This is a genomic window from Streptomyces olivaceus, assembly GCF_000721235.1.
GTDB lineage: Bacteria > Actinomycetota > Actinomycetes > Streptomycetales > Streptomycetaceae > Streptomyces > Streptomyces olivaceus.
The window spans coordinates 68,401-91,194 of record NZ_JOFH01000029.1; the positions used below are offsets into that span (position 1 = coordinate 68,401).

Consider the following 22,794-nt stretch of genomic DNA (forward strand, 5'->3'; position numbering starts at 1 on the left):
GAGGAGCGGGGGCATATCAGCCAATGTCGCCGCACCGACCGGGTGTGACTTCGCTCTCGCCGTCACCGTCCGGGGGATGCGAGGCGCCGTACCGGGGGTCTCTTCCGCCCGGTCCCGCCCGCGAAGACCAGCGACCGCCACCCGGACACGGATGTCGTCCGTGCGCACCGGGCGCGGGGCGGAGGCACCAGTGCCCCCGCGAACTATCGCGCTGATCACGCGACAAGGCTATCCCCCTCCCCGGCCCGTCCGTCACGAGCCGCTTCTGTACAAAACCCGGCCCCCGACTTGGCCGTTCCGCACAGCTGCGGGCAGTGGCGTCCCTCACCGGAACCACCGCGCTACGACTTCACGCCCACCAACCGCTCGGCCACCCCCACCGCCTCCCCCAACGTGTCCACCACCGGCACCCCCACGTCCTCCAGACTGGCCCGACTGTGCGACCCGCCGGTGTAGAGCACCGCCCCCGCCCCCACACCCCGCGCCGCCACCGCGTCGTCCGCCGCGTCCCCGATCACGACGGTCCGGCCCGGCTCCACCCCCGCCTCCGCCAGCTCCGCGAGATGCCGCACCATGTGCTCCGCCTTGCTGCCCCCGGACGGCCCCGTCCGCCCGTCGACGCGTATGAAGTGCGTTTCGATCCCGAACGCGCGCACCAGCGGGACCAGCTCCTCGTGGCCGTACATGCTGAGGATCGACTGGCTCCGCCCCGCCGACCGCCAGCCCGCGAGCAGCTCGGCCACGCCGTCGGCCAGCCCGCACCGCCCCATCTGCGCGCTGTAGTGGCGCTGGAAGGTCGCGTCCATGACCTGCCACTCGGCGTCCGTCGGCAGCCGGCCCATCAGCCGCTCGTAGAACTTCGGCACCGGTACGCAGTACAGCGCCCGGTACTGCTCCAGCGTGATCGGCGTCAGCCCCAGCTCGGCGAAGGCCGCGTTCGTCGCCCCGATGATCGCGTCGTTGTCGTGGAACAGCGTGCCGTTCCAGTCCCAGACGATGTGCGCCCCTGTCTGCATCCCCATGCCCGAAAACGTACCCGCAGCCACTGACAGTCAGGGCACCGCCGGCGCCGACGACCCGTCAGCGCCGCGCACCCACCAGGTTCGGGATCTCCTGCGTGGCGTACCACAGCAGTTCGTGGTCCTCTGCCCCGCCCACCGTGAACTGCGCGTCGTCGTCCCCGCCGTCCGCCGCGGCGAGGGCGCCGGCCGCGGCGGTCACGTCGGTCTCCGCTTCGGCGGCGTCGACGTGCACCGCGGCCGCCTTGGCCAGCGGCAGCGGCCCGGCCACCCGCACCTCGCCCAGCGCCTGCGGATCGAGCCCCCGGTCCGGATCGACCGAGGCCGCGCCGTCGGACACGTCGGCGGCGACCACGACCCGGCGGCGCTCCGCACCGGCGTCGGCCGCCAGCAGCCGCAGCGAGGCCAGCGCGGCGCGGTTCAGGGCGGCGTACTCCAGCTCCTCGATGTCGTCCGACAGGTACCACTCGCGCAGCGCCGGTGTGACGGCGTAGGCGGTCAGCGGTCCGGGCGCCCCCAGCTCTCCCGTCCGGTGCGCCTCGGCGAGGGCGGACAGGGTGAGGGGGACGTAGACGCGCATGGGACCGCCGCTTCCGTGGTCGGGGACACCGCCGGGGTGCTCGGAGGCCGGCGGGAGGACCTTCAGGATACGTGCGGGTGTCCCCTTTCGAGTTCCCGGCACAGGGCCGGAGGCGTCCACCCCCGGCCCGGGATTCACCCGCCGCTCCCGCGCCGCCCCGGGCCGCCGACCGCCCCGGCCACCCTGATAGGTGAATTCTCCTGCCCCCTCACCCCGGCCGCGCCGCTCCTTGCCGTGCCGGGCCTTCACCCCGTACAAGGTCCTCGACCGCAAGTTACTGCCCGGTATTGCCAGTCCGGGCCGCCGCCGAAACGGGGATCTTCATGTACAAGGTCATGACCAGGGCCGCCAGTCGCCCCCTGCCCCTCGCGTACGCCCCCGCGGGCCCCGCGTCCCGCGCTCCCGGCGCCGCACCTCCGCGCCGCCCCGGCGGCGTCGTACGGACCGCGGCGCCCGGCGGCCGCCCGCCGGGCGCTCCGGGCAGGTCCCCGCGCGCCCGGACGCGGCCTGCCGACACCCGGCCGGCCACGGCCGGACCGGGCCGGCGGACCACCGGCGCACCCCGCGCGAGCGCGCCCGCGACGGACCTCGCCGCCGCGGAGGCACGGCAGGCCGCCCAGGACGCCCCGGGCACGCGCCTGAGGGCCTCTGACGCACGGCCGGCCCGTCCGGAGGGGCCGCCGACCGCAACGGCCCCGGCAGCGCCTCTCGTCCCCGCCCAGACACCTCGCCGCCCGGTTCCCCAGCTGAGCCCCACCGACCGGTTCGCCGAACTCCTCCTCCACGTGCTCAGCGGCCGGCGCCCCGTCCACTCGATGCTCCGCCACACCGTCGGCCGGGCCTACGACGACCTGGCCCACCTCGCCGAACGCGGCCCCCTGCGTACGCGCGGCGCCTCCCCCGTCGTCCGCGACATCGGCTGGTTCGAGCCGCGCGAGGGCGCGCTGGAGGTCTTCGCCCGCATCGGCGCGGGCGACCAGCTGCGCGCCATGGCCTTCCGCCTGGAGCAGGGCCGCGACCTGCGCTGGCGCTGCACGGCGGTCGAACTGGGCGGCCCGCGCAGCCCCCGCGCGGACGACGACTGACCGTCCCCGGCCCGCCGCTCACCCCCCGTTCCGCCGGGGCCGCCGGGGCCGTCGAGCAGGCCGAAGGGCCGGCCACCCGCAGGTGAACCGGCCCTTGCCCCACTCCGACGCGGTGCCCGCGGGCACCGCACCGTCACTTCTTGCGGCGGCGTCCGCCCTTGGCCTGCTTGCGGCGCTCCGCGCGCGTGAGACCGTCCGACTGCGCCTGCGCGGACTCGCCGTCGGTGAACTCGCCCTCGACGACACCGCCCTCGCCGTCCACGGTCGGCGCGGAGAAGTGCAGATCCCGTCGCTGCGGGGCGTCGAGCCCCTTGGCGCGGATCTCCGGACGGGCACCCGCCTGGGCCGGGACGGCGTCCTGGACGTCCTTCTCGAGCGACGGCGCCGCGTCCTCGACCGGGACCTCCTCGACCTGCTGCTCGACCTGGACCTCCAGGTTGAACAGGTAGCCGACGGACTCCTCCTTGATGCCCTCCATCATGGCCTGGAACATGTCGAAGCCCTCCCGCTGGTACTCGACCAGCGGGTCCTTCTGCGCCATCGCGCGCAGGCCGATGCCCTCCTGGAGGTAGTCCATCTCGTAGAGGTGCTCGCGCCACTTGCGGTCCAGGACCGAGAGCACGACCCGGCGCTCCAGCTCGCGCATGATCTCGGAGCCGAGCTGCGTCTCACGCGCCTCGTACTGCTCCTGGATGTCGTCCTTGATGGACTCCTCGATGTAGTCGGCGGTCAGCCCGGCCCGGTCGCCGGCCGCCTCCTCCAGCTCCTCCACGGTCACCTTGACCGGGTACAGCTGCTTGAAGGCGCCCCACAGCCGGTCGAGGTCCCAGTCCTCCGGGAAGCCCTCGGCGGTCTCGGCCTGCACGTAGGCGTCGATGGTGTCGTTCATGAAGTGCTGGATCTGCTCCTGCAGGTCCTCGCCCTCCAGGACGCGGCGCCGCTCGCCGTAGATGACCTCGCGCTGGCGGTTGAGGACCTCGTCGTACTTCAGGACGTTCTTGCGCGTCTCGAAGTTCTGGGTCTCGACCTGCGACTGCGCGGAGGCGATCGCGCGGGTGACCATCTTGTTCTCGATGGGCACGTCGTCCGGCACGTTCGCCATGGACATCACGCGCTCGACCATCTGGGCCTTGAACAGGCGCATGAGGTCGTCGCCCAGGGAGAGGTAGAAACGGCTCTCTCCGGGGTCGCCCTGCCGGCCGGAACGACCGCGCAGCTGGTTGTCGATGCGCCGCGACTCGTGCCGCTCGGTGCCCAGGACGTAGAGCCCGCCCAGGGACTTGACCTCTTCGAACTCGGCCTTGACCGCCTGCTCGGCCCGCTCCAGCGCGGCCGGCAGGGCCGCGGCCCACTCCTCGATGTGCTGCTCGGGGTCGAGGCCCCGCTGGCGCAGCTCCGCCTCGGCGAGGTCCTCGGGGTTGCCGCCGAGCTTGATGTCCGTACCACGGCCGGCCATGTTGGTGGCCACCGTCACGGAGCCCTTGCGACCCGCCTGGGCGACGATCGTCGCCTCCCGGTCGTGCTGCTTGGCGTTGAGCACCTCGTGCTGGACGCCGCGCTTGCTGAGCTGCTGCGAGAGGTACTCGGACTTCTCGACGGAGGTGGTGCCGACGAGGATCGGCTGGCCCTTGCGGTGCTTCTCCTCGATGTCGTCGACGACCGCGTCGAACTTGGCGACCTCGGTGCGGTAGATCAGGTCGGACTGGTCCTGGCGGACCATCGGCCGGTTGGTCGGGATGGGCACCACGCCGAGCTTGTAGATCTGGTGGAACTCGGCGGCCTCGGTCATCGCCGTACCGGTCATGCCGGACAGACCGGGCTGTTCCTTGTCGTTGTGGTCGTGGCGCTTGTAGAGGCGGAAGAAGTTCTGGAGGGTGATGGTGGCGAGCGTCTGGTTCTCGTCCTTGATGTCCACCCCTTCCTTCGCCTCGATCGCCTGGTGCATGCCCTCGTTGTAGCGGCGGCCGGCGAGGATACGGCCGGTGTGCTCGTCGACGATCATGACTTCGCCGTCCATGACGACGTAGTCCTTGTCCTTCTTGAAGAGCTCCTTGGCCTTGATGGCGTTGTTCAGGTAGCCGACCAGCGGGGTGTTCACCGACTCGTAGAGGTTGTCGATGCCCAGCCAGTCCTCGACCTTGGAGACGCCCGACTCGTGGATGGCGACGGTGCGCTTCTTCTCGTCGACCTCGTAGTCGCCGGTCTCCTCGATGCCCTTGAGGGTGTTGCCGGCCTCGCCCTTCTTCAGGCGGGTGACCAGCTTGGCGAAGTCGCCGTACCACTTGGTGGCCTGGTCGGCCGGGCCCGAGATGATCAGCGGCGTACGCGCCTCGTCCACGAGGATGGAGTCGACCTCGTCGACGATGGCGAAGTTGTGGCCGCGCTGGACGAGCTCGTCCTTGGACCACGCCATGTTGTCGCGCAGGTAGTCGAAGCCGAACTCGTTGTTCGTGCCGTAGGTGATGTCGCAGCCGTACATCTCGCGGCGCTGGGCCGGCGTCTGGTTGGCGAGGATGCAGCCGACGTTGAGGCCGAGGAACTTGTGGACGCGGCCCATCATCTCGGAGTCGCGCTCGGCGAGGTAGTCGTTGACCGTGACGATGTGCACGCCCTCGCCGGACAGGGCGTTGAGATAGGCCGGGAGCGTGCCGACGAGCGTCTTGCCCTCGCCGGTCTTCATCTCGGCCACGTAGCCCATGTGCAGGGCGGCGCCACCCATGATCTGCACGTCGTAGTGCCGCTGGCCGAGGACGCGCTTGGCGGCCTCGCGGACGGTGGCGAAGGCTTCGGGCAGCAGGTCGTCCAGGCTCTCACCGTCGGCGTACCGCTGCTTGTACTCGTCGGTGAGGGCCCTCAGCTCGGCGTCGGAGAGGTCAGCGAAGTCCTCTTCGATGGAGTTGACCTGGTCCGCGATGCGGTGCAGCTTGCGCAGGATCTTGCCTTCGCCTGCACGCATGATCTTCGAGAGGACGGACACGGGGGTTTGTCTCCTTGCCGGTCGGGCCTGGGACGGTCGGTTTCCTGTCACGGACTGAGCAACGGCCATCGTATGCGAGGACCCCACCGCCCCGGGAGGCCTGCCGCGACGGGGACCGTCCGCTCTGCGTCCAGCCTTGCATCCGGTCCCCGGTCCGCTGTCACCCGGTTCAACGTCCGGGCCCCGTGGATGGTGCCGCACCCCCCGGCGAATTGCACTAAAGGTGACCACCTGTTCACGCAGGGCAAAAAGTTGGCGTCCGCCGCGGGCCGCCGCGCAGAATCGGCCGATGGAACCCGTCACGCTGACCACCGACCGCCTCGTCCTGCGCACGGTCGGCCCCCAGGACACCGAGGCCGTGTACGCCGCCGCGCAGGATCCCGACATCCAGCGCTGGACGACGATCCCCTCGCCCTACCTCCTGGAGCACGCGCGGAACTTCGCCGAGCAGGCGGTCCCCGACGGCTGGGCGAACGACTCGATGTTCACCTTCGGCCTCTTCCTGCCCGACGGGGACCTGGCGGGCATGCTCGGCGTCACCATGATCTCCCTGGGCGTCGGCGAGATCGGGTTCTGGGGCACCAAGGAGCACCGCGGCCACGGCTACGTCACCGAGGCCGCGGTCGCCGTCTCCCGCTGGGCGTTCACCGAGCGGGCCGTCGACCGCCTGGAGTGGCGCGCGGAGGTCGGGAACACGGCCTCCCGCGCGGTGGCCCGGCGGGCGGGCTACACCATGGAGGGCACGTTGCGCTCCGCGATCAACAACAACGGCGTACGCCGCGACTGCTGGATCGCCTCCCTCCTCCCCTCGGACCTCACCCTCCCGTCCACGTCCCCGTACCTGCCGGCCCCGTAACACGCCCCCCGCCGCCGCGGGCAGTCATGCCGAACCGCTACTGCGGGCAGTGCGTGCCGCGCCGCTGCGGGCAGTCGTGCCGCTGGGGCGGCACGGGTGGGCGCAGCGGCACCCCGCCCGCGCCGGGCCTCGCGACCCACCCCCGGCCCACAGGCACGCCGGGTGCCACGTACAGAGACGTACAGGGACGTACAGCCACCTCCCCGCACCCACCTCCCCGCACCCACCCCCACTGTCAGACCCACCCCCTATCGTGCGGACGTATGACGACCCTCCCGCCCCCCGCCACGGAACTGTCCGCAGACGAGGCCCGCCGCCTGGCCCTCCGCGCACAGGGCTTCCTCGGCGCCCCCGACCGCCGCGCCGGCGTCCGCGGCGTCCTCCGTCACCTGGGCGCGGTGCAACTCGACACCATCTCGGTCCTGGCCCGCTCCCACGAGCTCATCCCGTACGCCCGCCTGGGCGCCGTCGGCCGCAGGACGGTCGAGGACGCCTACTGGAAGGACACCCACGCCTTCGAGTACTGGTCGCACGCCGCCTGCATCCTCCCCATCGAGGAGTGGCCCCACTTCGCCTTCCGCCGCCGCGCCTACCGCAACCGCCCGCACTGGAACCACCACCTCCCCGACGGCGACTACGACCGCGTCGTCAAGCAGCTCCGCGCCGAGGGCCCGCTCACCGCCACGGACCTGGGCGGCGCGAAGCGGACCAGCGAGTGGTGGGACTGGTCGGGCACCAAGGTCGCCGTCGAGCGCGCGCTCATGTACGGCGAGGTGGTGTGCGTCGAGCGCCGCGGCTGGAAGCGGGTGTACGACCTGGCCGAACGCGCCGTCCCGGCCGCGCTGCTGCACGACGACCTGGACGACACCGAGTGCCTGCGCCGCCTGGTCCGGCTGGCCGGCCAGTCACTGGGCGTCGGCACGCGCGCGGACATCGCGGACTACCACCGGCTCAAGGCCGAGCAGGTCGACGCCGTGATCGCCGATTCGGGTCTGGTGCCGGTCACCGTGCAGGGCTGGGGCCGTCCGGCCTGGGCCGACCCCGCGGCCCTGGAGACGACCCCGCGCGGCCGCCACCGCACCACGCTGCTCTCCCCGTTCGACTCCCTCGTCTGGGAGCGTGCGCGCACGGAGCGGATCTTCGGCTTCACCCACCGCCTGGAGGCGTATGTGCCCAAGCAGAAGCGGGTGCACGGCTACTTTGCGATGCCGGTGCTGGCGGGCGGACGGCTCGTCGGCCGGGTGGACCCGGCGCGTGAGGGCCGCACGCTCGTCGCCAGGCAGGTGACGCTGGACGGCCCCAAGGCCGCTCCCGCGGTGGCGCAGGCCCTGGTCGAGGCGGCGAGCTGGGTGGACTGCACGGATGTGCGCGTGGAGCGTGTCGACGCCCCGGACCTGCGCCGGCCCCTCACCGCGGAGCTGACCCGCCTGCTCGCCTGACCCGCTCTCCGGCCGGCTTACCGGATCTCGAGGATCTTCTCCCGCATCGCGTACACCACGGCCTCCATCCTGGAGTGCAGTTGGAGTTTCTCCAGGATGTTGCGGACGTGGTTCTTCACGGTGTTCTCGGAAATGAACAGTTCCTTGGCGATGTCCCGGTTGTTCATTCCGGTGGCGACGAGTTTGAGTACTTCCAGCTCGCGGTCGGTGAGCCGCGGCGCGGGCACCAGCCGGCGTTCGTCGGTCCGCTGGATCATCGACTTGAACTCGGTGAGGAGTTTCGACGCCATGGACGGACTGATCTGGGACTGCCCGTCGGCCACTGCGCGAATGGCGGTGGCCACCTCGTCCGTCGAGATCTCCTTGAGGAGGTATCCGGTCGCCCCCGCCTTGATCGCGTCGTAGAGGTCGGCCTCTTCGTCGCTTATCGTGAGCATGATGATCTTGGCACTGGGTGCCACCTCCTTGATGGAGGTGCACGCTTCGATCCCGCCGCGCTTGGGCATGCGCACATCCATCAGGACGATGTCCGGCAGCAGGTCTGCGGCCTTCTCCACGGCCTCGGCGCCGTCCCCGGCCTCGCCGATGACCTGGATGTCCTCCTCGGCCGCGAGCACGATCTCCAGACCGCGGCGGAAGAGGGCGTGGTCGTCCACGACCAGGACCCTGATCGGCTCCTCGCGCGGGACGCCCGTGTCCGGGCCCATGCCGGCGGCCCCGTCGTCGATCCCGTGGTCGACGCCCGCGACCCGCATCGGTCCGAAACTGTCCGCCATCGTTCCTCCCCTGAAGGCTGCGGCCCTTGGTCCTGAGCCATCGCCAACCCAGAGCAACGACCCACCGGTTGGGCCGTTGTCGCCATGATTCCATGCCCGGCCGACAGTGGGGTGCCCGAACGGGCGGCGATGGGGGTCGCACACCCTCGCGCACCGTCGCACACCGATGCCCCTGGGGGCGCACACACGCTCCAGGGGCACCGGTTCGCTGTCACCGACGGTGCGTCAGCCGCCGAGCGCATCGCCCGCGTCGGGGGCGTGCGCCTGGGTGACCATCGTGTCCGTGGTGAGGTGGATCACGCCGTAGTCGTAGGCGTGCCGCCGGTAGACGACGCTGGGCTCCTTCGTCTCGGCGTCGACGAACAGATAGAAGTCGTGCCCGACCAGCTCCATCTCGTAGAGCGCCTGGTCGAGGGACATCGGTGCGGCCACGTGGGTCTTCTCCCGGACGACGAGCGGGCCGTCGCCCTGGACCTCCAGCGAGCCGATCTTCTTGGTGGGTACGCCGTCCCGCTTCTCCTGCGGGACGACTTCGCCGTTCCCGTTGAGCGTCGCCGCGTCCGGTACGTGGTCGGCGACCTCCGCCGCCGAGATCCGGCGTGCGCCCCGGCGCGAGAAGCGCTTGTCGTGCTGCTTGCGCAGCCGTGCGCCGAGCTTCTCCGCCGCCAGGTCGAGCGCCGCGTAGGGGTCGCTCGCCGCCGCCTCCGCCCGAATCACCGGACCGCGGGAGCGGAGCGTGATCTCCACTCGGTCACAGCGGTCGGCCTGCCGGGGGTTCGGCTCCTTGGACACCTCGACGTCGAGGCTGATCACCTTGCCATCGAGCTTCTGGATCTTCTCCAGCTTCAGCTTCTCGGCCACGTGCTTCCGGAACCGCTCGGGCACCTCGGTCTTGCGGCCCTTGACGACGATGTCCACGCAGAACTCCGTTCCCGGATCGCTCCGCTTCGACGGCGGAGCATCTCCCTTTTGCACCAGGTTCCGGATCACCCGGAACCTCGGACTCGGTGACGTCCACCTCCTCCCCGGCGGGCGGGTTCTCCACTCCACCGGCGCGGGTGATGACGGTGAAAACCCGCAGCGCGGCATTCGGATTCGAGAGGTGTGGCCTGCGGCTTTGCCTCACAACCGAACATATCTCGCCCGGACGGATGTCGTCACCCTCTACCGCGGTGTACCTCCGTTCCAGTGAATTGACCCTCTCATTACCTGCAACGATGCAAGCTCTCAGTCAGTTCCGGTTTATTTTCGAAAGAATCCGGTGAGGCGGCGACCACTGCCGCACAGATCGCTTCACCTATCACCGCGCCGCCTCCGTTCGGGCCCGCCATTTCGGGTCCCGGCTTCCGTTCCTCTCTGCCTTCCCCCACCGCCGACGGATACACAGCCGATCTCGCCGTCCAGTACGTGCCGGGTCCCGCCCCCGACTCAGCCGGTCCGGCCCGGTCCGGCGGTCCGCCCCGGTCCGTGGCGGTTCCCGCACCGCCCGCCGTCGCCGCACGTACCGCACGTGCCGCCTCGGTCAGCGACGCCCCCGTCGTCATCAGGTCGTCGACCAGGACGACCGTCCCACCACCGCACAGCAGCCGGGCACCGCCCGGGACCACCGCCAGCGCCCCGGTGAGGTTGTCCAGCCGCTGCCGGGCGTCGAGCCCCGACTGGTCGGCCACGGCGTGCCGTTGCCGCAGCACGGCCGACACCCGGGCGGACACTCCGGTCCGCCGCAGCTCCCCCGCCGCGGCGAGAGCGATGCGCCGCGCCGGGTCGTGCCCGCGCGTCCGCACCGCCCGCCGCGCCGACGGCACCGGCACGAGCAGCGCCGGCACCGACACCGGCCCACGGCCCGGACCCGGGCCCGGTCCCGAGAAACCGTCCCCGTCGCCGGTGCCCGACTCCCGCAGGCCCGCCCGTACCGCTCCCGCCAGGGCCGCGCCGAGCGGCGCCGTCAGGGCCAGCATGCCCCGCTCCTTGTGGGCCAGCAGCGCGGCCCGTACCTCGTCCGCGTACGGCGCCGCCGCGTGCACCACCGGCAGCCCCGGTGGCTCCGGCACCGGCCGCACCCGACGCGGCGCGGCCCCGCCCAGCGCCGTACGGCACCGGGAACACAGCACCGCGCGGCCGTCCCCGCACCCGCCGCACTCGGCCGGCAGCACCAGGTCCGTGAGGTCCCGCCATCCCCTGCGCAATCCCCGCAATTCCAGCAATCCCCGCATGGCCACCACTGTGCCAAGGTCCGCGGAACCCTGCCGGGCCTGTGGAAAACCCTCACCGGCCGCCTGTGGAAAACCCGGGCGGCGAGCGCCTCAGCCCGGGTAGACCGGCGCCGTCCCCTCCGTCACCTTCTGCCACTGCAGTCCGGACGGCAGCCGCACGATCAGGTCCTCCGAGTACGCCACGAGCGGCAGCCGCTCGTCCTCGGTCGCGGCGATCTCCGCGACCCCCGTCAGGGCCGCCGGCACCGAGGCCTCCGGCGTCGAGCCGTCTACCTGCACGTACCCGATCTGCTGAACGCCGCCGCGTTCACGTCCGACCACCACGAGCCGGCTGTCCCCGGCCCACGACATGGCCGTGACCTCCTCCAGCTCGGGCGTCGCGGAACGCAGTTCGAGAACGGTGGCAGCCGCCTCCTCCCCGGGCCTGCCGTCCCGCTCGATGCGTCCGATGAGCAGCGACCGCTTGCCGCCCTTCTCCACGATCAGCGCGATCCGCACTCCGTCGGCCGCCGCCCGCACGGCCTGCACCCGGCCGTCCAGTCCCGGTGTCCGGACCTCCACCGGCTCGCCCGCGCCCGCCTTCAGCAGCAGCAGCCGCGGATCGGCGGGGTCCCGGTCGGCGATCCAGAGATCGCCCTGCGCGTCCCAGCTGGGCGGCGTCAGCCGGTCGTCCTCCGCCTCGCCCTCGCTGACCAGGACGGGCTCGCCGAGCGAACCGCCCGGCACCAGCGAAGCCACGTACAGCGACTTGTTGTCGAGGCCGATACCGGCGGCGCTGTGCTCGTCCCGCGCCACCGCGACCGCCCGCAGCGCCTTCTCGCCCTCGCCCAGCGGGCCCGGGACGGGTTCCGGACGGGTTCCGTTGCTGCCCGCCGCGATCCGCACCACGCTGTCGTCCTGGCCGACGAAGTACAGGTAGTCGGGCCGCTGCGCCGAACCGCGCGTGGCGACCGTCTCGGCCCGGTCCTCGGTGAGCGAGCACAACTTCTCGCCGCCCGAGCGGAGTTCGACGTCCTCCACCGCCGGAGTGAGGGCCTGCAGCGTGAAGAGGAGCTGTGCGGCCATCTCGTCGCACTTCTCCTGACCGACCCCCGCCGCCTTGTCGTTCAACGGCACCGTGAGCCTGCTGCGGTCGTCGGGCGCCAGCGAACCGGCGTTCTCCGCCAGCGCCGTACCGGTCGGGAAGCTGGACCTGACCACGGGACCGAGCAGGCTCGTGGGCCCGCTGATCAGGGAACGGACCACCTGCGTCATGGGATCGACGCGCCGGCGCACGTACACGGGATCGGCGACGGCCGCCGGCTGCGGGCTCGTCCCCTCGTCGGCGTCCGCCCGCACCACGGAGTTCGAGGCGAAGTAGTACCGGTTGACCGACATGTAGTTGCGCTGGAAGTCCGACTTGCCCATGACGACGCCCGGCGGCAGCGCGTCGATGCGCCACTGCCTGGTCTTGCCGTCCCGGGTGAGGTGCACCGGCTTGCGGTACGAGCCCTCGGCCGGCGAGTACGACTGCTGCCCGTCCACGGTGGCGACCTTCGTGCCGGTCAGGGTCACCGAGTAGTCGTTGGCGTCCTCGCGGCTGCCCGAGTGGTCGGACTCGGTTCCCGGCCCGCCCTCCAGCACCGTCGCCGACTCGTCCGGCTGCCAGTTCTTCGCGGCGTCACCGGTCAGATACCTGCGCGCCGTCTCGTAATGCGGATCGTCGCTGGTCAGCGCCTCCAGGAAGCCCTGCACGATGTCGGAGGGCGGGGCGTCGTCCTGCGGCGGCATCGCGAACACACGGACCTGAGGGTCCTGCCGGGGCGTGGACTCCACCCCCCGCAGGTCTCCGTCGTCGGGCATGGACGCGCAGCCCGCCACCAGTACGACGCCGCAGAGGGCGTACGCCAGCACGCGTGCCGGCCTGCGCCGACCGCCTCCCTCGCGGTCAGCGTCCACGAGATGCCTCCCCTTGCCTGCTCGTTTCCTGCGCCCCGGCGTCCGGACGGCTCGCCGCCTCCGGCGCGGGCCCGCCGTCCTGTCCCCGGGCTCCCGACACGTTCTTCGGCACCACGCGCGCGCCGTTGCCGGGGAGCGCCGTCGGATCGGCCGCGGGGGTCGCCGGGGCGGGCCTAGGAGGTATCGGTCCCCGCGCGGAGGGCGACTGCCCGGCCGACACCTGTGCCGGGGCACCGGCCGCCCGGTCCGCGCCGTTCACCGCACCCGCCTCGCCGAGGCCGGCGTCGTGGAGTTCCTGGTTGCGCCGCGAGTCCGTCGGCTCCAGCGGTATCGGCGAGCCCCTGAGCGGCTCGTCCGCGGTCCTGGGCAGCGTCAGCCGGAACTGCGAGCCGCCGCCCGGCTCGCCCCAGGCCTGCAGCCAGCCGCCGTGCAGCCGCGCGTCCTCCAGGGCGATCGAGAGGCCCAGTCCGGTGCCGCCGGTGGTACGCGCCCGTGCCGGGTCGGCCCGCCAGAAGCGGCTGAAGACCCGGGTGGCCTCGCCGGGCTTGAGTCCCACGCCGTAGTCGCGCACCGCCACGGCGACCGCGCCGCCGGCCACGGCGAGCTTGACGACCACGTCCCTGCCCTCGCCGTGCTCCACCGCGTTGACGACGAGGTTGCGCAGCACACGCTCCACTCGCCGCGCGTCCGCCTCGGCGACCACGGGCTGCTGGTCGCCCAGGACGCGTATCTGCGTGCCCTTGCGCTCGGCGAGCGGTTCGGCGCCGCTGACGACCCGCCGTACGACCTCCCTGAGGTCTATCGGCTCCGCCTCCAGGGCCGCGGCGCCCGCGTCGAAGCGGCTGATCTCCAGCAGGTCCGCGAGCAGCGTCTCGAACCGGTCGAGCTGGTCGGCGAGGAGTTCCGCCGACCGCGCGGTGACCGGGTCGAAGTCCACGCGCGCGTCGTGGATGACGTCGGCGGCCATCCGCACGGTCGTCAGCGGCGTCCGCAGCTCGTGCGACACGTCGGAGACGAACCTGCGCTGCATCCGCGACAGGTCCTCGAGCTGGCTGATCTTGAGCTGGAGGTTCTGCGCCATCTTGTTGAAGGCCTCGCCGAGCCTGGCGATGTCGTCCTCGCCGGTGACCTTCATCCGTTCCTGCAGGCGCCCGGCGGACAGCCGCTCGGCGATGCTCGCCGCCATCCGTACGGGCGTGACGACCTGGCGCACCACGAGCCACGCGATGGCCCCGACCAGCACGACGACGAAGAGCCCCGCCGTCGCCAGTGTGCCCCTGACCAGGCTGAGGGACTTCTCCTCCTGAGTGAGCGGGAAGAGGTAGTACAGCTGGTACGGCTCGCTGTTCGGGTCGTTGACCTGCTTGCCGATGACCAGGCCGGGCTCGGAGTCCTGGCCGGAGCTGTACTTGATACGGGTGTAGCTCTGGGCCGCCGCCGTACCGCCCTCGACCCTTGCCCGCAGTTCCTCGGGGACGCTGACGGCCCAGTCGACCGAACCGGAGGCGCGCGGGCCGCGTCCGCTGCCGCTCTCCCCGCCCATGGGGAGCGTGACGACGTCGAAGGCGCCCTGGCCGCCGCTGGAGAGCGACTTCACCAGTTCGCTCATCCACTGGATGACGTTCTGCGAGGGGCGCCCGTCGGCGGGGGCGTTGTCCTCGCCGTCGGCGCTCGCCGACTCCTCGGCCCTCTGCTTGGCCGCCGTGAAGCCACCGGTGGCCTGGCTCTGGGACGCCTTCACCTTGGCGTCCAGCAGGCCGTTGCGGACCTGTCCGATCACCACGAAGCCGAGCAGCAGCATCACGCCCAGCGACATCAGCAGGGTGGTGGCGACGACCTTGAGCTGGATGTTGCGCCGCCACAGCCGCATGACGGGCAGCAGCGGACGGCGCACCCAGCGCACGAAGAGGCGGAGCACCGGACTGCCCTGCACGCCGCCGTGCAGCAGCCCGCCCTCCAGCAGGCGGCCCCAGCGGGAGCCGGGCGGCTTGCGACCGGCAGCCGTGTGACCGGGGAGCTTGCGGCGGAGGGGCTCGTGGGCGACAGGCCGCCCGGCGCGGGCCCCGGACCCGGGCGCCGAAGCGGCACTGTCCCTGGCCATGTCAGCTCGGTCCGGCCTTGTAGCCGACTCCGCGGACGGTCACCACGATCTCCGGCTTCTCCGGGTCCTTCTCGACCTTGGAGCGCAGCCGCTGCACATGCACGTTGACCAGGCGGGTGTCGGCGGCGTGCCGGTAGCCCCAAACCTGCTCGAGGAGCACCTCCCGCGTGAACACCTGCCACGGCTTGCGGGCCAGCGCCACCAGCAGGTCGAACTCCAGCGGCGTCAGCGCGATCGACTGTCCGTCCCGCTTCACGGAGTGACCGGCCACGTCGATGACCAGGTCGCCTATGGCGAGCTGTTCCGGCGCCGGTTCCTCGGACCTCCTCAGGCGCGCCCGGATGCGGGCCACCAGCTCCTTCGGCTTGAACGGCTTCACGATGTAGTCATCGGCGCCCGACTCCAGGCCGACCACGACGTCGACGGTGTCGCTCTTCGCCGTCAGCATCACGATCGGCACACCCGACTCCGCCCTGATCAGGCGGCACACCTCGATGCCGTCCCGACCGGGCAGCATCAGGTCGAGCAGCACCAGATCGGGCTTGGTCTCCCGGAAGGCGGCCAGCGCCTTGTCGCCGTCGGCTACGAAAGACGGCTCAAAACCCTCACCACGCAGCACAATGCCGAGCATCTCGGCCAGTGCGGTGTCGTCGTCGACGACAAGGACTCGTCCCTTCATAAACGACATCATCCCATTAGCTAATCGTTACCTGGCGTGACCTGGCACACAGCTCCGCGAGGGCCTCGCCGGTCACGGGCGAAACCGCGCCCTCCTCGGTGACGATCGCCGTCACCAGCTCGGGCGGCGTCACGTCGAACGCCGGGTTGTACGCCTGGGTCCCCAGGGGTGCCACCGGAATCCCGCCTCCCGCTCCCGCCACCGGCACCTGCGGCGCCGTGACCTCGGTCACTTCATATCCGGGGCGCTGTTCCACCTCGATGGACGCCCCGTCCGGCGTGTCCGGGTCCACCGTCGTGACCGGAGCCACGACGATGAACGGCACATGGTGGTAGCGCGCGAGCACCGCGAGCGGATAGCTCCCCACCTTGTTCGCCACCGAACCGTCGGCCGCGATGCGGTCCGCGCCGACGAGTACCGCGTCCACCTCACCCGCCGCGAAGAGCGAACCCGCCGCGTTGTCGGTGAGCAAGGTGTACGCCATGTCGCTGCGGGCCGCCTCGTATGCCGTCAGGCGAGCACCTTGCAGCAAGGGACGCGTTTCGTCCACCCACAGGCGGCGCAGCCGACCCGCCCGGTGGGCCGCGAGCGCCACCGCGAAGGCGGTCCCCTCGCCGCCCGACACCAGCGAACCGGTGTTGCAGTGGGTCAGGACACGGTGCCCGCCGGCGGGCAGCAACTCGTCCAGCAGCCTCATTCCGTGCCCGGCCATCCGTGCGCTGGCCTCGGCGTCCTCCTGGTGCAGCGCACGGGCCGCGGCCAGCGCCGCGTCGGCCGCCCGGCGGGTGTCACCGGTCCTGGCCAGCGCCTCCTGGTGGGCGGCTCGTGCCCGGCGCACTCCCACGGCGAGATTCACCGCGGTGGGACGGGCTCCCTCCAGCGCTGCCGCCGCCTCGGCCACCTCGAAGCCCCGCACGGCGGCGAGCGCGACGCCGTAGGCGCCCGCGATGCCCAGCAGCGGCGCCCCGCGCACGGCGAGCGAACGGATGGCCTCCACGAGGGCGGCCGCGTCCGTGCAGACCAGTTCGACCTCCTCGGCCGGGAGCCTGGTCTGGTCCAGCAGCACCACCACCGGCCCCTCGGGAGGCTCCTCCCAGCGGAGCACCGCCGGTATCCCGGTCGGCAGCCTGTCCTCGCCGCTTCGCGCGTCTCGATCAGCCATGCGGTCAGTCTGCCCCCTGTCCGGCGGACAATTGAAGGTGCGCAGCCCATACCGTGCCTGGTCCGCTGCCGACCGCCCCATGACACGATGGCTGCCAACCTGCCGCCGCGCACGCGGACGGGCACCGTGAAGGAGCGACGATGAACGACACTCCGGGCTGGGCCTCGCCCGGATCCGCCCCGTCCGACGGGCGTGAGCCCGGCGCGTCCGGCCCCGCCGAGCCCGCCGACCGCCCCGCCGGTCCCGATCAGCCCGCGCAGCCCGCGGACCGGCCGGGTGCGGAACCCACGAGCCCCGGCACGAAGTGGTCCAAGGAGCAGCCGCCCCCCGGCCAGTGGTCCGCGCCCACCGGGCCCACCGCCCCGGGCCAGGCCCCGCCTCCCCCACCGCCCGGCCAGGGCTGGGGCGCCCCGCCCCCGGCCCCGCCCGGCGGCGGCCACCGCGGGCCGGGCGGGGGATGGGGAGGCTACGGCGCCCCCGGCGGACACGGCGGCTGGGGAGGCGGCTGGGGCGGTCCCCCGCCCGCGGCGAAGCCCGGAGTGATCCCGCTCCGCCCGCTCGGCGTCGGCGAGATCCTCGACGGCGCCGTCTCCACCATGCGCAGCTACTGGCGCACGGTCCTCGGCGTCTCCCTGACCGTCGCCGTCTTCACGGAGATCATCGTCGTGCTGCTCCAGGGCCTCGTCCTGGACAACACCAGCACCGAGGCCCTCAACGACCCGGACGCCACCCTGAGCGAACTCGGCGACGCCCTGACCGACACCACGGTCAACTCCGGTGTCGTCTTCCTGCTCTCCCTGATCGGCACCGTCCTGGCCACCGCGCTGCTGACCACCGTCACCAGCCGCGCCGTACTGGGCCGGCCGGTGACGACCGCCGAAGCCTGGCGGGACGCCCGGCCACAGGTACTGAAGCTCTTCGGCCTGATCATCCTGCTGCTGCTCATCGTCGCCGGCATCGTCACCGTCGCCATGGCACCCGGTCTCCTCGTCGCGGCCGCGGGAGCCGGCGGGCCCGGACTGGCCCTGACCGTCCTGGGCTTCCTCGGGGGCGGCGTGGTCACCGTGTGGCTCATGGTCCGCCTCTCGCTGGCGTCCCCCGCGCTGATGCTGGAGAAGCAGAGCATCAGGAAGGCCATGGGCCGCTCCGCGAAGCTGGTCCGCGGCTCCTGGTGGCGGGTGTTCGGCATTCAGCTGCTCGCCACGGTCATCGCCAACGTCGTCGCGTCGATCATCGTCATCCCCTTCACCTTCCTCGCGGCCACCCTCGGCGGCGACGGCGTCGGTGGGCTCCTGGAGGGCAGCGGCGACCTCGGCTGGACGTTCCTCGTCGTCAGCGGCATCGGCTCGGTGATCGGCTCCATGATCACTTTCCCGATCACGGCGGGCGTCACGGTGCTGCTCTACATCGACCAGCGCATCCGCCGCGAGGCCCTCGATCTCGATCTGGCCCGCGCCGCCGGCTCCCGGGGCCCCGGCGCTCCCGGCGCCGTCCCGGGGAGCTGATGCGGTGAGCGGGGCGGGGGGAGTTCTCACAGAGGTGCTGTCGCGCACCGCCGTACGCACCGTGTCGCGCACCGACGCCACCCTCGTACGGTCGTTGCCGCGCTCCGGCGACGAACCGCCGGTGACGATTCCGCGCGACCCCGCGCGGGAGGCGGCGCGACGCGAACTGTCGAAGCAGATGTACCACGAGAACGACCCGAGCTGGTTCCAGAAGGCGCTGGACGCCTTCTGGGAATGGATCGGCGAGCTGCTCGGCCGGGCGTCCGCAGCGGCACCCGGAGGAACGCTGGGCCTGGTCGTCATCGTCCTGGCCGTCGTGGCGGTGCTGGGCGCCCTGTGGTGGCGCCTGGGCACCCCGCGCCGCGGGCCGGCCACCGCGCCCGCCCTGTTCGACGAACGCCCCCGCAGCGCCGCCGAACATCGCGCCGCCGCACAGGCGCACGCCGCCCAGGGCCACTGGAACCAGGCCGTCCGGGAACGCATGCGGGCCGTCGTCCGCGCCCTGGAGGAACGCGCTCTGCTCGACGTCCGCCCCGGCCGCACCGCCGGCGAGGCGGCCACCGAGGCGGGCCGCGCCCTGCCCGCCCACCTCGGCCGACTCCGCACCGCGGCCCGCGACTTCGACGACGTGACGTACGGCGGCCGCCCCGGCACCGAACAGTCGTACCGAAGCCTCACCGAACTCGACCGCGACCTGGAGCGCAGCAAGCCGCGCCTGGCGAGCAGCACGGCCGCGGCCGGCGAGGACCGCGACAGCGGCCGGGGAGCCGCCGGATGACCACCGAGGCCACCGCGCCCACCACCTCGGCCTCGCCCACCGCCCACCAGGTGTGGACACGCGCGCGGGGCATCGCCCTCGCCCTCGTGGTGCTGCTCGTAGGGGCAGTCGTGATCGCCGCCGTCCGCTCCGACGCACGGCACGGCGAACTCGACCCCCGCTCCGCCGACCCCCGGGGCAGTCGCGCCGTCGCCGAACTCCTCGCCGACCGCGGCGTGTCCACGCGCGTGGTCACCACCGCCGACGAGGCCCGCTCGGCCGCCGGACCGGACACCACCCTGCTGGTCGCCGCCCCCGACCTGCTGACCGAGCGCCAGCAGAACGGGCTGCGCGCCGCGACCACCGGCTCCGGCGGCCGCACCGTCCTCGTCGCCCCCGGCGGCCCCGCGGTCGAACGCCTCGTCCCCGGCGTCACCGCCGACCCGGCACTCAGCTTCGACTCGACACTGTCCCCCGCCTGCGACCTGCCCGCCGCGCGGCGCGCGGGAGACGCCGACACGGGCGGCATCCGCTACAGCACCCACCTCGAAGCCGACACCTGCTACCCCGCCCGCCGCCTGGCCACCCTGCTCCGCGTCCCCGACACGTCCGAGCAAGCGGCCCAGGGAGACACCCCGGGCGACACCGTCGTCCTCGGCGCCCGCGACATCCTCGTCAACGACCATCTCGACGAGCAGGGCAACGCCTCGCTCGCCCTGCAACTGCTCGGCTCCCGCGACCACCTGGTCTGGTACCTCCCCTCGCTCTCCGACATCCCCGAACCGGACGACGAACGCAGCTTCTTCGACCTGCTTCCCTCCGGCTGGCTGTGGGGCGCCCTGCAACTCTTCGTCGCCGCCGGCCTCGCCGCCCTCTGGAGGGCACGCCGGCTCGGCCCCCTGGTCGCCGAGAAACTCCCCGTCGCGATCCGCGCCTCCGAAACCGCCGAAGGCCGCGCCCGCCTCTACCGCAAGGCGAACGCCCGCGACCGCGCCGCCGCCGCTCTCCGCTCCGCCACCCGCACCCGCCTCGCCCCCCTCGTAGGCGTCCCCGTCACTCAGGCACACTCGCCCGAAGCCCTGCTCCCCGCGCTCTCCGCCCACCTCCACGGCGACGCCCGGCCGCTCCAGCCCCTCCTCTTCGGCCCGCCGCCCGGCGACGACGCGGCCCTGATCGCCCTCGCCGACCAACTCGACGCCCTCGAAAGTGAGGTACGCCGTCCATGATGGACCCGACCACTGACAACGCCGGGCAGAGCGCGGACCCGGGCAACGCCCGCACCGCCCTCGAAGCCCTGCGCGCCGAGATCGCCAAGGCCGTGGTCGGCCAAGACGCCGCCGTGACCGGTCTCGTCGTGGCCCTCCTGTGCCGCGGCCACGTCCTCCTCGAAGGCGTCCCCGGAGTCGCCAAGACCCTCCTGGTCCGCGCCCTTGCCGCCGCCACCGAACTGGACACGAAGCGCGTCCAGTTCACCCCCGACCTGATGCCGAGCGACGTCACCGGCTCCCTCGTCTACGACAGCCGCACCGCCGAATTCTCCTTCCAGGCCGGCCCCGCCTTCACCAACCTGCTCCTCGCCGACGAGATCAACCGCACGCCACCGAAGACCCAGTCGTCCCTCCTCGAAGCCATGGAGGAACGCCAGGTCACGGTCGACGGCACGCCCCGCCCCCTGCCCGAGCCCTTCCTCGTCGCGGCCACCCAGAACCCGGTCGAGTACGAGGGCACCTACCCCCTCCCCGAAGCACAGCTGGACCGCTTCCTCCTCAAGCTCACGGTTCCGCTCCCGACCCGGCAGGACGAGATCGACGTCCTCACCCGCCACGCCTCCGGCTTCAACCCGCGCGACCTGCACACCGCCGGCGTACGCCCCGTCGCGAGCGCTGCCGACCTGGAGGCCGCCCGCGCCGAGGTCGGCAAGACGACCGTCTCCCCGGAGATCACCGCGTACGTCGTCGACCTCTGCCGTGCCACCCGCGAATCGCCGTCCCTCACCCTCGGCGCCTCGCCGCGCGGAGCGACGGCACTGCTCTCGACCGCCCGTGCGTGGGCCTGGCTCACGGGCCGCGACTACGTCACGCCCGACGACGTGAAGGCCCTCGCCCTGCCCACGCTCCGGCACCGTCTCCAGCTCCGCCCGGAGGCCGAGATGGAGGGTGTCACCACGGACTCCGTCATCAACGCGATCCTCGCCCACGTCCCGGTCCCCCGCTGATGGCATTCACCGGACGCGCCGCACTCATCGCGGCCCTCGGCTCCGTCCCGATCGGCATCTGGGACCCGGGCTGGACGGGCATCCTCGCCGTCAACGCTCCGCTCGCCGCGGCATGCGCCTGCGACTTCGCCCTGGCCGCCCCCGTACGGCGCCTGAGCCTCACCCGCTCCGGCGACACCTCCGCACGCCTGGGCGACACGGCCGACGTCACTCTGACGGTCAGCAACCCGTCCAACCGCCCCCTGCGGGCCCGCGTGCGCGACGCCTGGCCTCCCAGCAGCTGGCAACCCGGCACGGAGACGACAGCCTCCCGCCACAGCCTCAGGGTGCCCGCCGGGGAACGCCGCCGTGTCACGACCCGCCTACGGCCCACCCGGCGCGGCGACCGCCAGGCCGATCGCGTGACCATCCGGTCGTACGGCCCCCTGGGCCTCTTCACCCGCCAGGGCAGCCACCGGGTCCCCTGGACGGTACGCGTCCTGCCCCCCTTCACCAGCCGCAAGCACCTCCCCTCCAAACTGTCCCGCCTGCGCGAACTCGACGGCCGCACCAGCGTCCTCACCCGCGGCGAGGGCACGGAGTTCGACAGCCTGCGCGAGTACGTCCCCGGCGACGACACCCGCTCCATCGACTGGCGAGCCACCGCACGCCAGTCCACCGTGGCCATACGCACGTGGCGTCCGGAGCGCGACCGGCACATCCTGCTCGTCCTCGACACCGGCCGCACCTCGGCCGGCCGCGTGGGCGACGCTCCACGCCTCGACGCCTCGATGGACGCCGCCCTGCTCCTGGGTGCCCTGGCCTCGCGCGCAGGTGACCGTGTCGACCTCCTCGCCCACGACCGGCGCGTACGCGCCCTCGTGCAGGGCCGCTCCGCGGGTGACGTGCTGCCCTCGCTGGTGAACACGATGGCCGTGCTGGAGCCGGAACTGGTGGAGACCGACGCCCGTGCCCTCACCGCCACCGCTCTCAGGTCGGCGCCTCGCCGCTCTCTCGTAGTCCTGTTCACGACGCTGGACGCCGCTCCCATCGAGGAAGGCCTGCTGCCCGTCCTCCCACGACTGACCCGGCGCCACACGGTCCTTCTGGCCGCCGTGGCCGATCCGCACGTCGCGAAGATGGCAGAGGCCCGCGGCCACGCGGAGGCCGTCTACGAAGCCGCAGCGGCCGCGCAGGCCCAGTCGGAACGGCGTCGTACCGCCGACCAGCTCCGCCGCCACGGCGTGGTGGTCGTCGACGCGACCCCGGACGAACTGCCGCCGGCACTCGCCGACGCCTATCTGGAACTCAAGGCAGCAGGGCGCCTGTAGGAATGCCAGGAGGCCAAGCCGGGGGGCAAACTGCCCTTGAACGCAGAAAAGCCCCACACCGTTCCCGGTGCGGGGCTTTCCCAGCAATAATTGTTCGGCGGCGTCCTACTCTCCCACAGGGTCCCCCCTGCAGTACCATCGGCGCTGTAAGGCTTAGCTTCCGGGTTCGAAATGTAACCGGG

Annotated in this window: 18 protein-coding genes and 1 rRNA gene; 8 read left to right on the plus strand and 11 right to left on the minus strand. The window is 72.4% G+C overall.

The features are described from left to right. Nucleotides 1-341 precede the first annotated feature (341 nt). Together IG94_RS0128750 and IG94_RS0128755 are read right to left on the minus strand one after the other, a co-directional pair. On the minus strand, nucleotides 342-1,022 hold the full coding sequence (locus IG94_RS0128750) for an HAD family hydrolase (RefSeq protein ID WP_031043528.1): 681 nt from the start codon (nucleotides 1,020-1,022) through the stop codon (nucleotides 342-344). A 58-nt stretch (nucleotides 1,023-1,080) separates the two neighbouring features. Continuing rightward, nucleotides 1,081-1,599: a DUF6912 family protein gene (locus tag IG94_RS0128755; protein WP_031043533.1), complete on the minus strand. Its 519-nt coding sequence runs from the start codon at nucleotides 1,597-1,599 to the stop codon at nucleotides 1,081-1,083. A gap of 323 nt (nucleotides 1,600-1,922) precedes the next feature. On the opposite strand from IG94_RS0128755, the gene IG94_RS0128760 reads away from it, so the two are divergent. After that, complete coding sequence (locus IG94_RS0128760; RefSeq protein ID WP_031043536.1) at nucleotides 1,923-2,684, plus strand: Rv3235 family protein; 762 nt, start codon at nucleotides 1,923-1,925, stop codon at nucleotides 2,682-2,684. Between the two features lie 133 nt (nucleotides 2,685-2,817). Here the strand turns inward: IG94_RS0128760 and secA are convergent, their stop codons facing one another. Then, entirely contained in the window at nucleotides 2,818-5,661 is a 2,844-nt protein-coding gene (gene secA / locus IG94_RS0128765) for a preprotein translocase subunit SecA (RefSeq protein WP_031043539.1), read from the minus strand. Between the two features lie 289 nt (nucleotides 5,662-5,950). Between secA and IG94_RS0128770 the strand changes: the two genes are divergently transcribed. Both IG94_RS0128770 and IG94_RS0128775 read left to right on the plus strand, forming a co-directional pair. Continuing rightward, a complete protein-coding gene (locus IG94_RS0128770; protein ID WP_031043541.1) occupies nucleotides 5,951-6,517 on the plus strand; it encodes a GNAT family N-acetyltransferase in 567 nt (188 codons plus the stop codon). Between the two features lie 263 nt (nucleotides 6,518-6,780). Beyond that, nucleotides 6,781-7,956: a winged helix-turn-helix domain-containing protein gene (locus tag IG94_RS0128775; protein ID WP_031043544.1), complete on the plus strand. Its 1,176-nt coding sequence runs from the start codon at nucleotides 6,781-6,783 to the stop codon at nucleotides 7,954-7,956. A 17-nt stretch (nucleotides 7,957-7,973) separates the two neighbouring features. Here the strand turns inward: IG94_RS0128775 and IG94_RS0128780 are convergent, their stop codons facing one another. From IG94_RS0128780 to mtnA, 7 genes are all read right to left on the minus strand, one after another. Continuing rightward, nucleotides 7,974-8,732, minus strand: coding sequence for a response regulator (locus IG94_RS0128780; protein ID WP_031043546.1), 759 nt, complete (start codon nucleotides 8,730-8,732; stop codon nucleotides 7,974-7,976). 225 nt (nucleotides 8,733-8,957) lie between these two features. After that, nucleotides 8,958-9,650: a ribosome hibernation-promoting factor, HPF/YfiA family gene (gene hpf, locus IG94_RS0128785; RefSeq protein ID WP_031043549.1), complete on the minus strand. Its 693-nt coding sequence runs from the start codon at nucleotides 9,648-9,650 to the stop codon at nucleotides 8,958-8,960. Nucleotides 9,651-9,937: 287 nt separating this feature from the next. Beyond that, a complete protein-coding gene (locus IG94_RS0128790) occupies nucleotides 9,938-10,918 on the minus strand; it encodes a ComF family protein (protein ID WP_052410908.1) in 981 nt (326 codons plus the stop codon). Between the two features lie 117 nt (nucleotides 10,919-11,035). Next, on the minus strand, nucleotides 11,036-12,883 hold the full coding sequence (locus tag IG94_RS0128795; RefSeq protein ID WP_031043559.1) for an LpqB family beta-propeller domain-containing protein: 1,848 nt from the start codon (nucleotides 12,881-12,883) through the stop codon (nucleotides 11,036-11,038). Next, nucleotides 12,873-14,984: an MtrAB system histidine kinase MtrB gene (gene mtrB / locus IG94_RS0128800; RefSeq protein ID WP_031043562.1), complete on the minus strand. Its 2,112-nt coding sequence runs from the start codon at nucleotides 14,982-14,984 to the stop codon at nucleotides 12,873-12,875. The genes IG94_RS0128795 and mtrB overlap by 11 nt, the downstream gene beginning before the upstream one ends. 1 nt (nucleotide 14,985) lies before the next feature. Next, complete coding sequence (gene mtrA, locus IG94_RS0128805) at nucleotides 14,986-15,675, minus strand: two-component system response regulator MtrA (RefSeq protein ID WP_003975799.1); 690 nt, start codon at nucleotides 15,673-15,675, stop codon at nucleotides 14,986-14,988. A 4-nt stretch (nucleotides 15,676-15,679) separates the two neighbouring features. Continuing rightward, the gene (mtnA, locus tag IG94_RS0128810; protein WP_031043566.1) at nucleotides 15,680-16,825 is read right to left on the minus strand and encodes an S-methyl-5-thioribose-1-phosphate isomerase; all 1,146 of its coding nucleotides are present in this window, start codon (nucleotides 16,823-16,825) and stop codon (nucleotides 15,680-15,682) included. Between the two features lie 140 nt (nucleotides 16,826-16,965). On the opposite strand from mtnA, the gene IG94_RS0128815 reads away from it, so the two are divergent. From IG94_RS0128815 to IG94_RS0128835, 5 genes are read left to right on the plus strand one after another with little or no spacing between them, the layout of a single operon-like run. After that, on the plus strand, nucleotides 16,966-18,330 hold the full coding sequence (locus tag IG94_RS0128815; RefSeq protein ID WP_031043569.1) for a DUF7847 domain-containing protein: 1,365 nt from the start codon (nucleotides 16,966-16,968) through the stop codon (nucleotides 18,328-18,330). A 4-nt stretch (nucleotides 18,331-18,334) separates the two neighbouring features. Next, nucleotides 18,335-19,108 (plus strand): DUF4129 domain-containing protein, encoded by a 774-nt coding sequence (locus IG94_RS0128820; RefSeq protein WP_031043571.1) that lies wholly within the window; start codon nucleotides 18,335-18,337, stop codon nucleotides 19,106-19,108. Next, a complete protein-coding gene (locus tag IG94_RS0128825) occupies nucleotides 19,105-20,313 on the plus strand; it encodes a DUF4350 domain-containing protein (RefSeq protein WP_031043576.1) in 1,209 nt (402 codons plus the stop codon). Before IG94_RS0128820 ends, IG94_RS0128825 begins: the two co-directional genes overlap by 4 nt. Continuing rightward, on the plus strand, nucleotides 20,313-21,302 hold the full coding sequence (locus IG94_RS0128830) for an AAA family ATPase (RefSeq protein WP_031043588.1): 990 nt from the start codon (nucleotides 20,313-20,315) through the stop codon (nucleotides 21,300-21,302). Before IG94_RS0128825 ends, IG94_RS0128830 begins: the two co-directional genes overlap by 1 nt. After that, complete coding sequence (locus IG94_RS0128835) at nucleotides 21,302-22,612, plus strand: DUF58 domain-containing protein (protein WP_031043592.1); 1,311 nt, start codon at nucleotides 21,302-21,304, stop codon at nucleotides 22,610-22,612. The genes IG94_RS0128830 and IG94_RS0128835 overlap by 1 nt, the downstream gene beginning before the upstream one ends. Nucleotides 22,613-22,704: 92 nt before the next feature. On the opposite strand, the gene rrf is transcribed toward IG94_RS0128835, so the two are convergent. Next, nucleotides 22,705-22,794: ribosomal RNA gene (gene rrf / locus IG94_RS39750) — 5S ribosomal RNA — on the minus strand; the annotation flags it as partial.

Bases quoted from the DNA above. Each gene is read 5' to 3' on its own strand.
- IG94_RS0128750 (WP_031043528.1), bottom strand. From the start codon at position 1,022: ATGGGGATGCAGACAGGGGCGCACATCGTCTGGGACTGGAACGGCACG.
- IG94_RS0128755 (WP_031043533.1), bottom strand. From the start codon at position 1,599: ATGCGCGTCTACGTCCCCCTCACCCTGTCCGCCCTCGCCGAGGCGCAC.
- IG94_RS0128760 (WP_031043536.1), top strand. From the start codon at position 1,923: ATGTACAAGGTCATGACCAGGGCCGCCAGTCGCCCCCTGCCCCTCGCG.
- IG94_RS0128770 (WP_031043541.1), top strand. From the start codon at position 5,951: ATGGAACCCGTCACGCTGACCACCGACCGCCTCGTCCTGCGCACGGTC.
- IG94_RS0128775 (WP_031043544.1), top strand. From the start codon at position 6,781: ATGACGACCCTCCCGCCCCCCGCCACGGAACTGTCCGCAGACGAGGCC.
- IG94_RS0128780 (WP_031043546.1), bottom strand. From the start codon at position 8,732: ATGGCGGACAGTTTCGGACCGATGCGGGTCGCGGGCGTCGACCACGGG.
- mtrB (WP_031043562.1), bottom strand. From the start codon at position 14,984: ATGGCCAGGGACAGTGCCGCTTCGGCGCCCGGGTCCGGGGCCCGCGCC.
- mtrA (WP_003975799.1), bottom strand. From the start codon at position 15,675: ATGATGTCGTTTATGAAGGGACGAGTCCTTGTCGTCGACGACGACACC.
- mtnA (WP_031043566.1), bottom strand. From the start codon at position 16,825: ATGGCTGATCGAGACGCGCGAAGCGGCGAGGACAGGCTGCCGACCGGG.
- IG94_RS0128815 (WP_031043569.1), top strand. From the start codon at position 16,966: ATGAACGACACTCCGGGCTGGGCCTCGCCCGGATCCGCCCCGTCCGAC.
- IG94_RS0128825 (WP_031043576.1), top strand. From the start codon at position 19,105: ATGACCACCGAGGCCACCGCGCCCACCACCTCGGCCTCGCCCACCGCC.
- IG94_RS0128830 (WP_031043588.1), top strand. From the start codon at position 20,313: ATGGACCCGACCACTGACAACGCCGGGCAGAGCGCGGACCCGGGCAAC.
- IG94_RS0128835 (WP_031043592.1), top strand. From the start codon at position 21,302: ATGGCATTCACCGGACGCGCCGCACTCATCGCGGCCCTCGGCTCCGTC.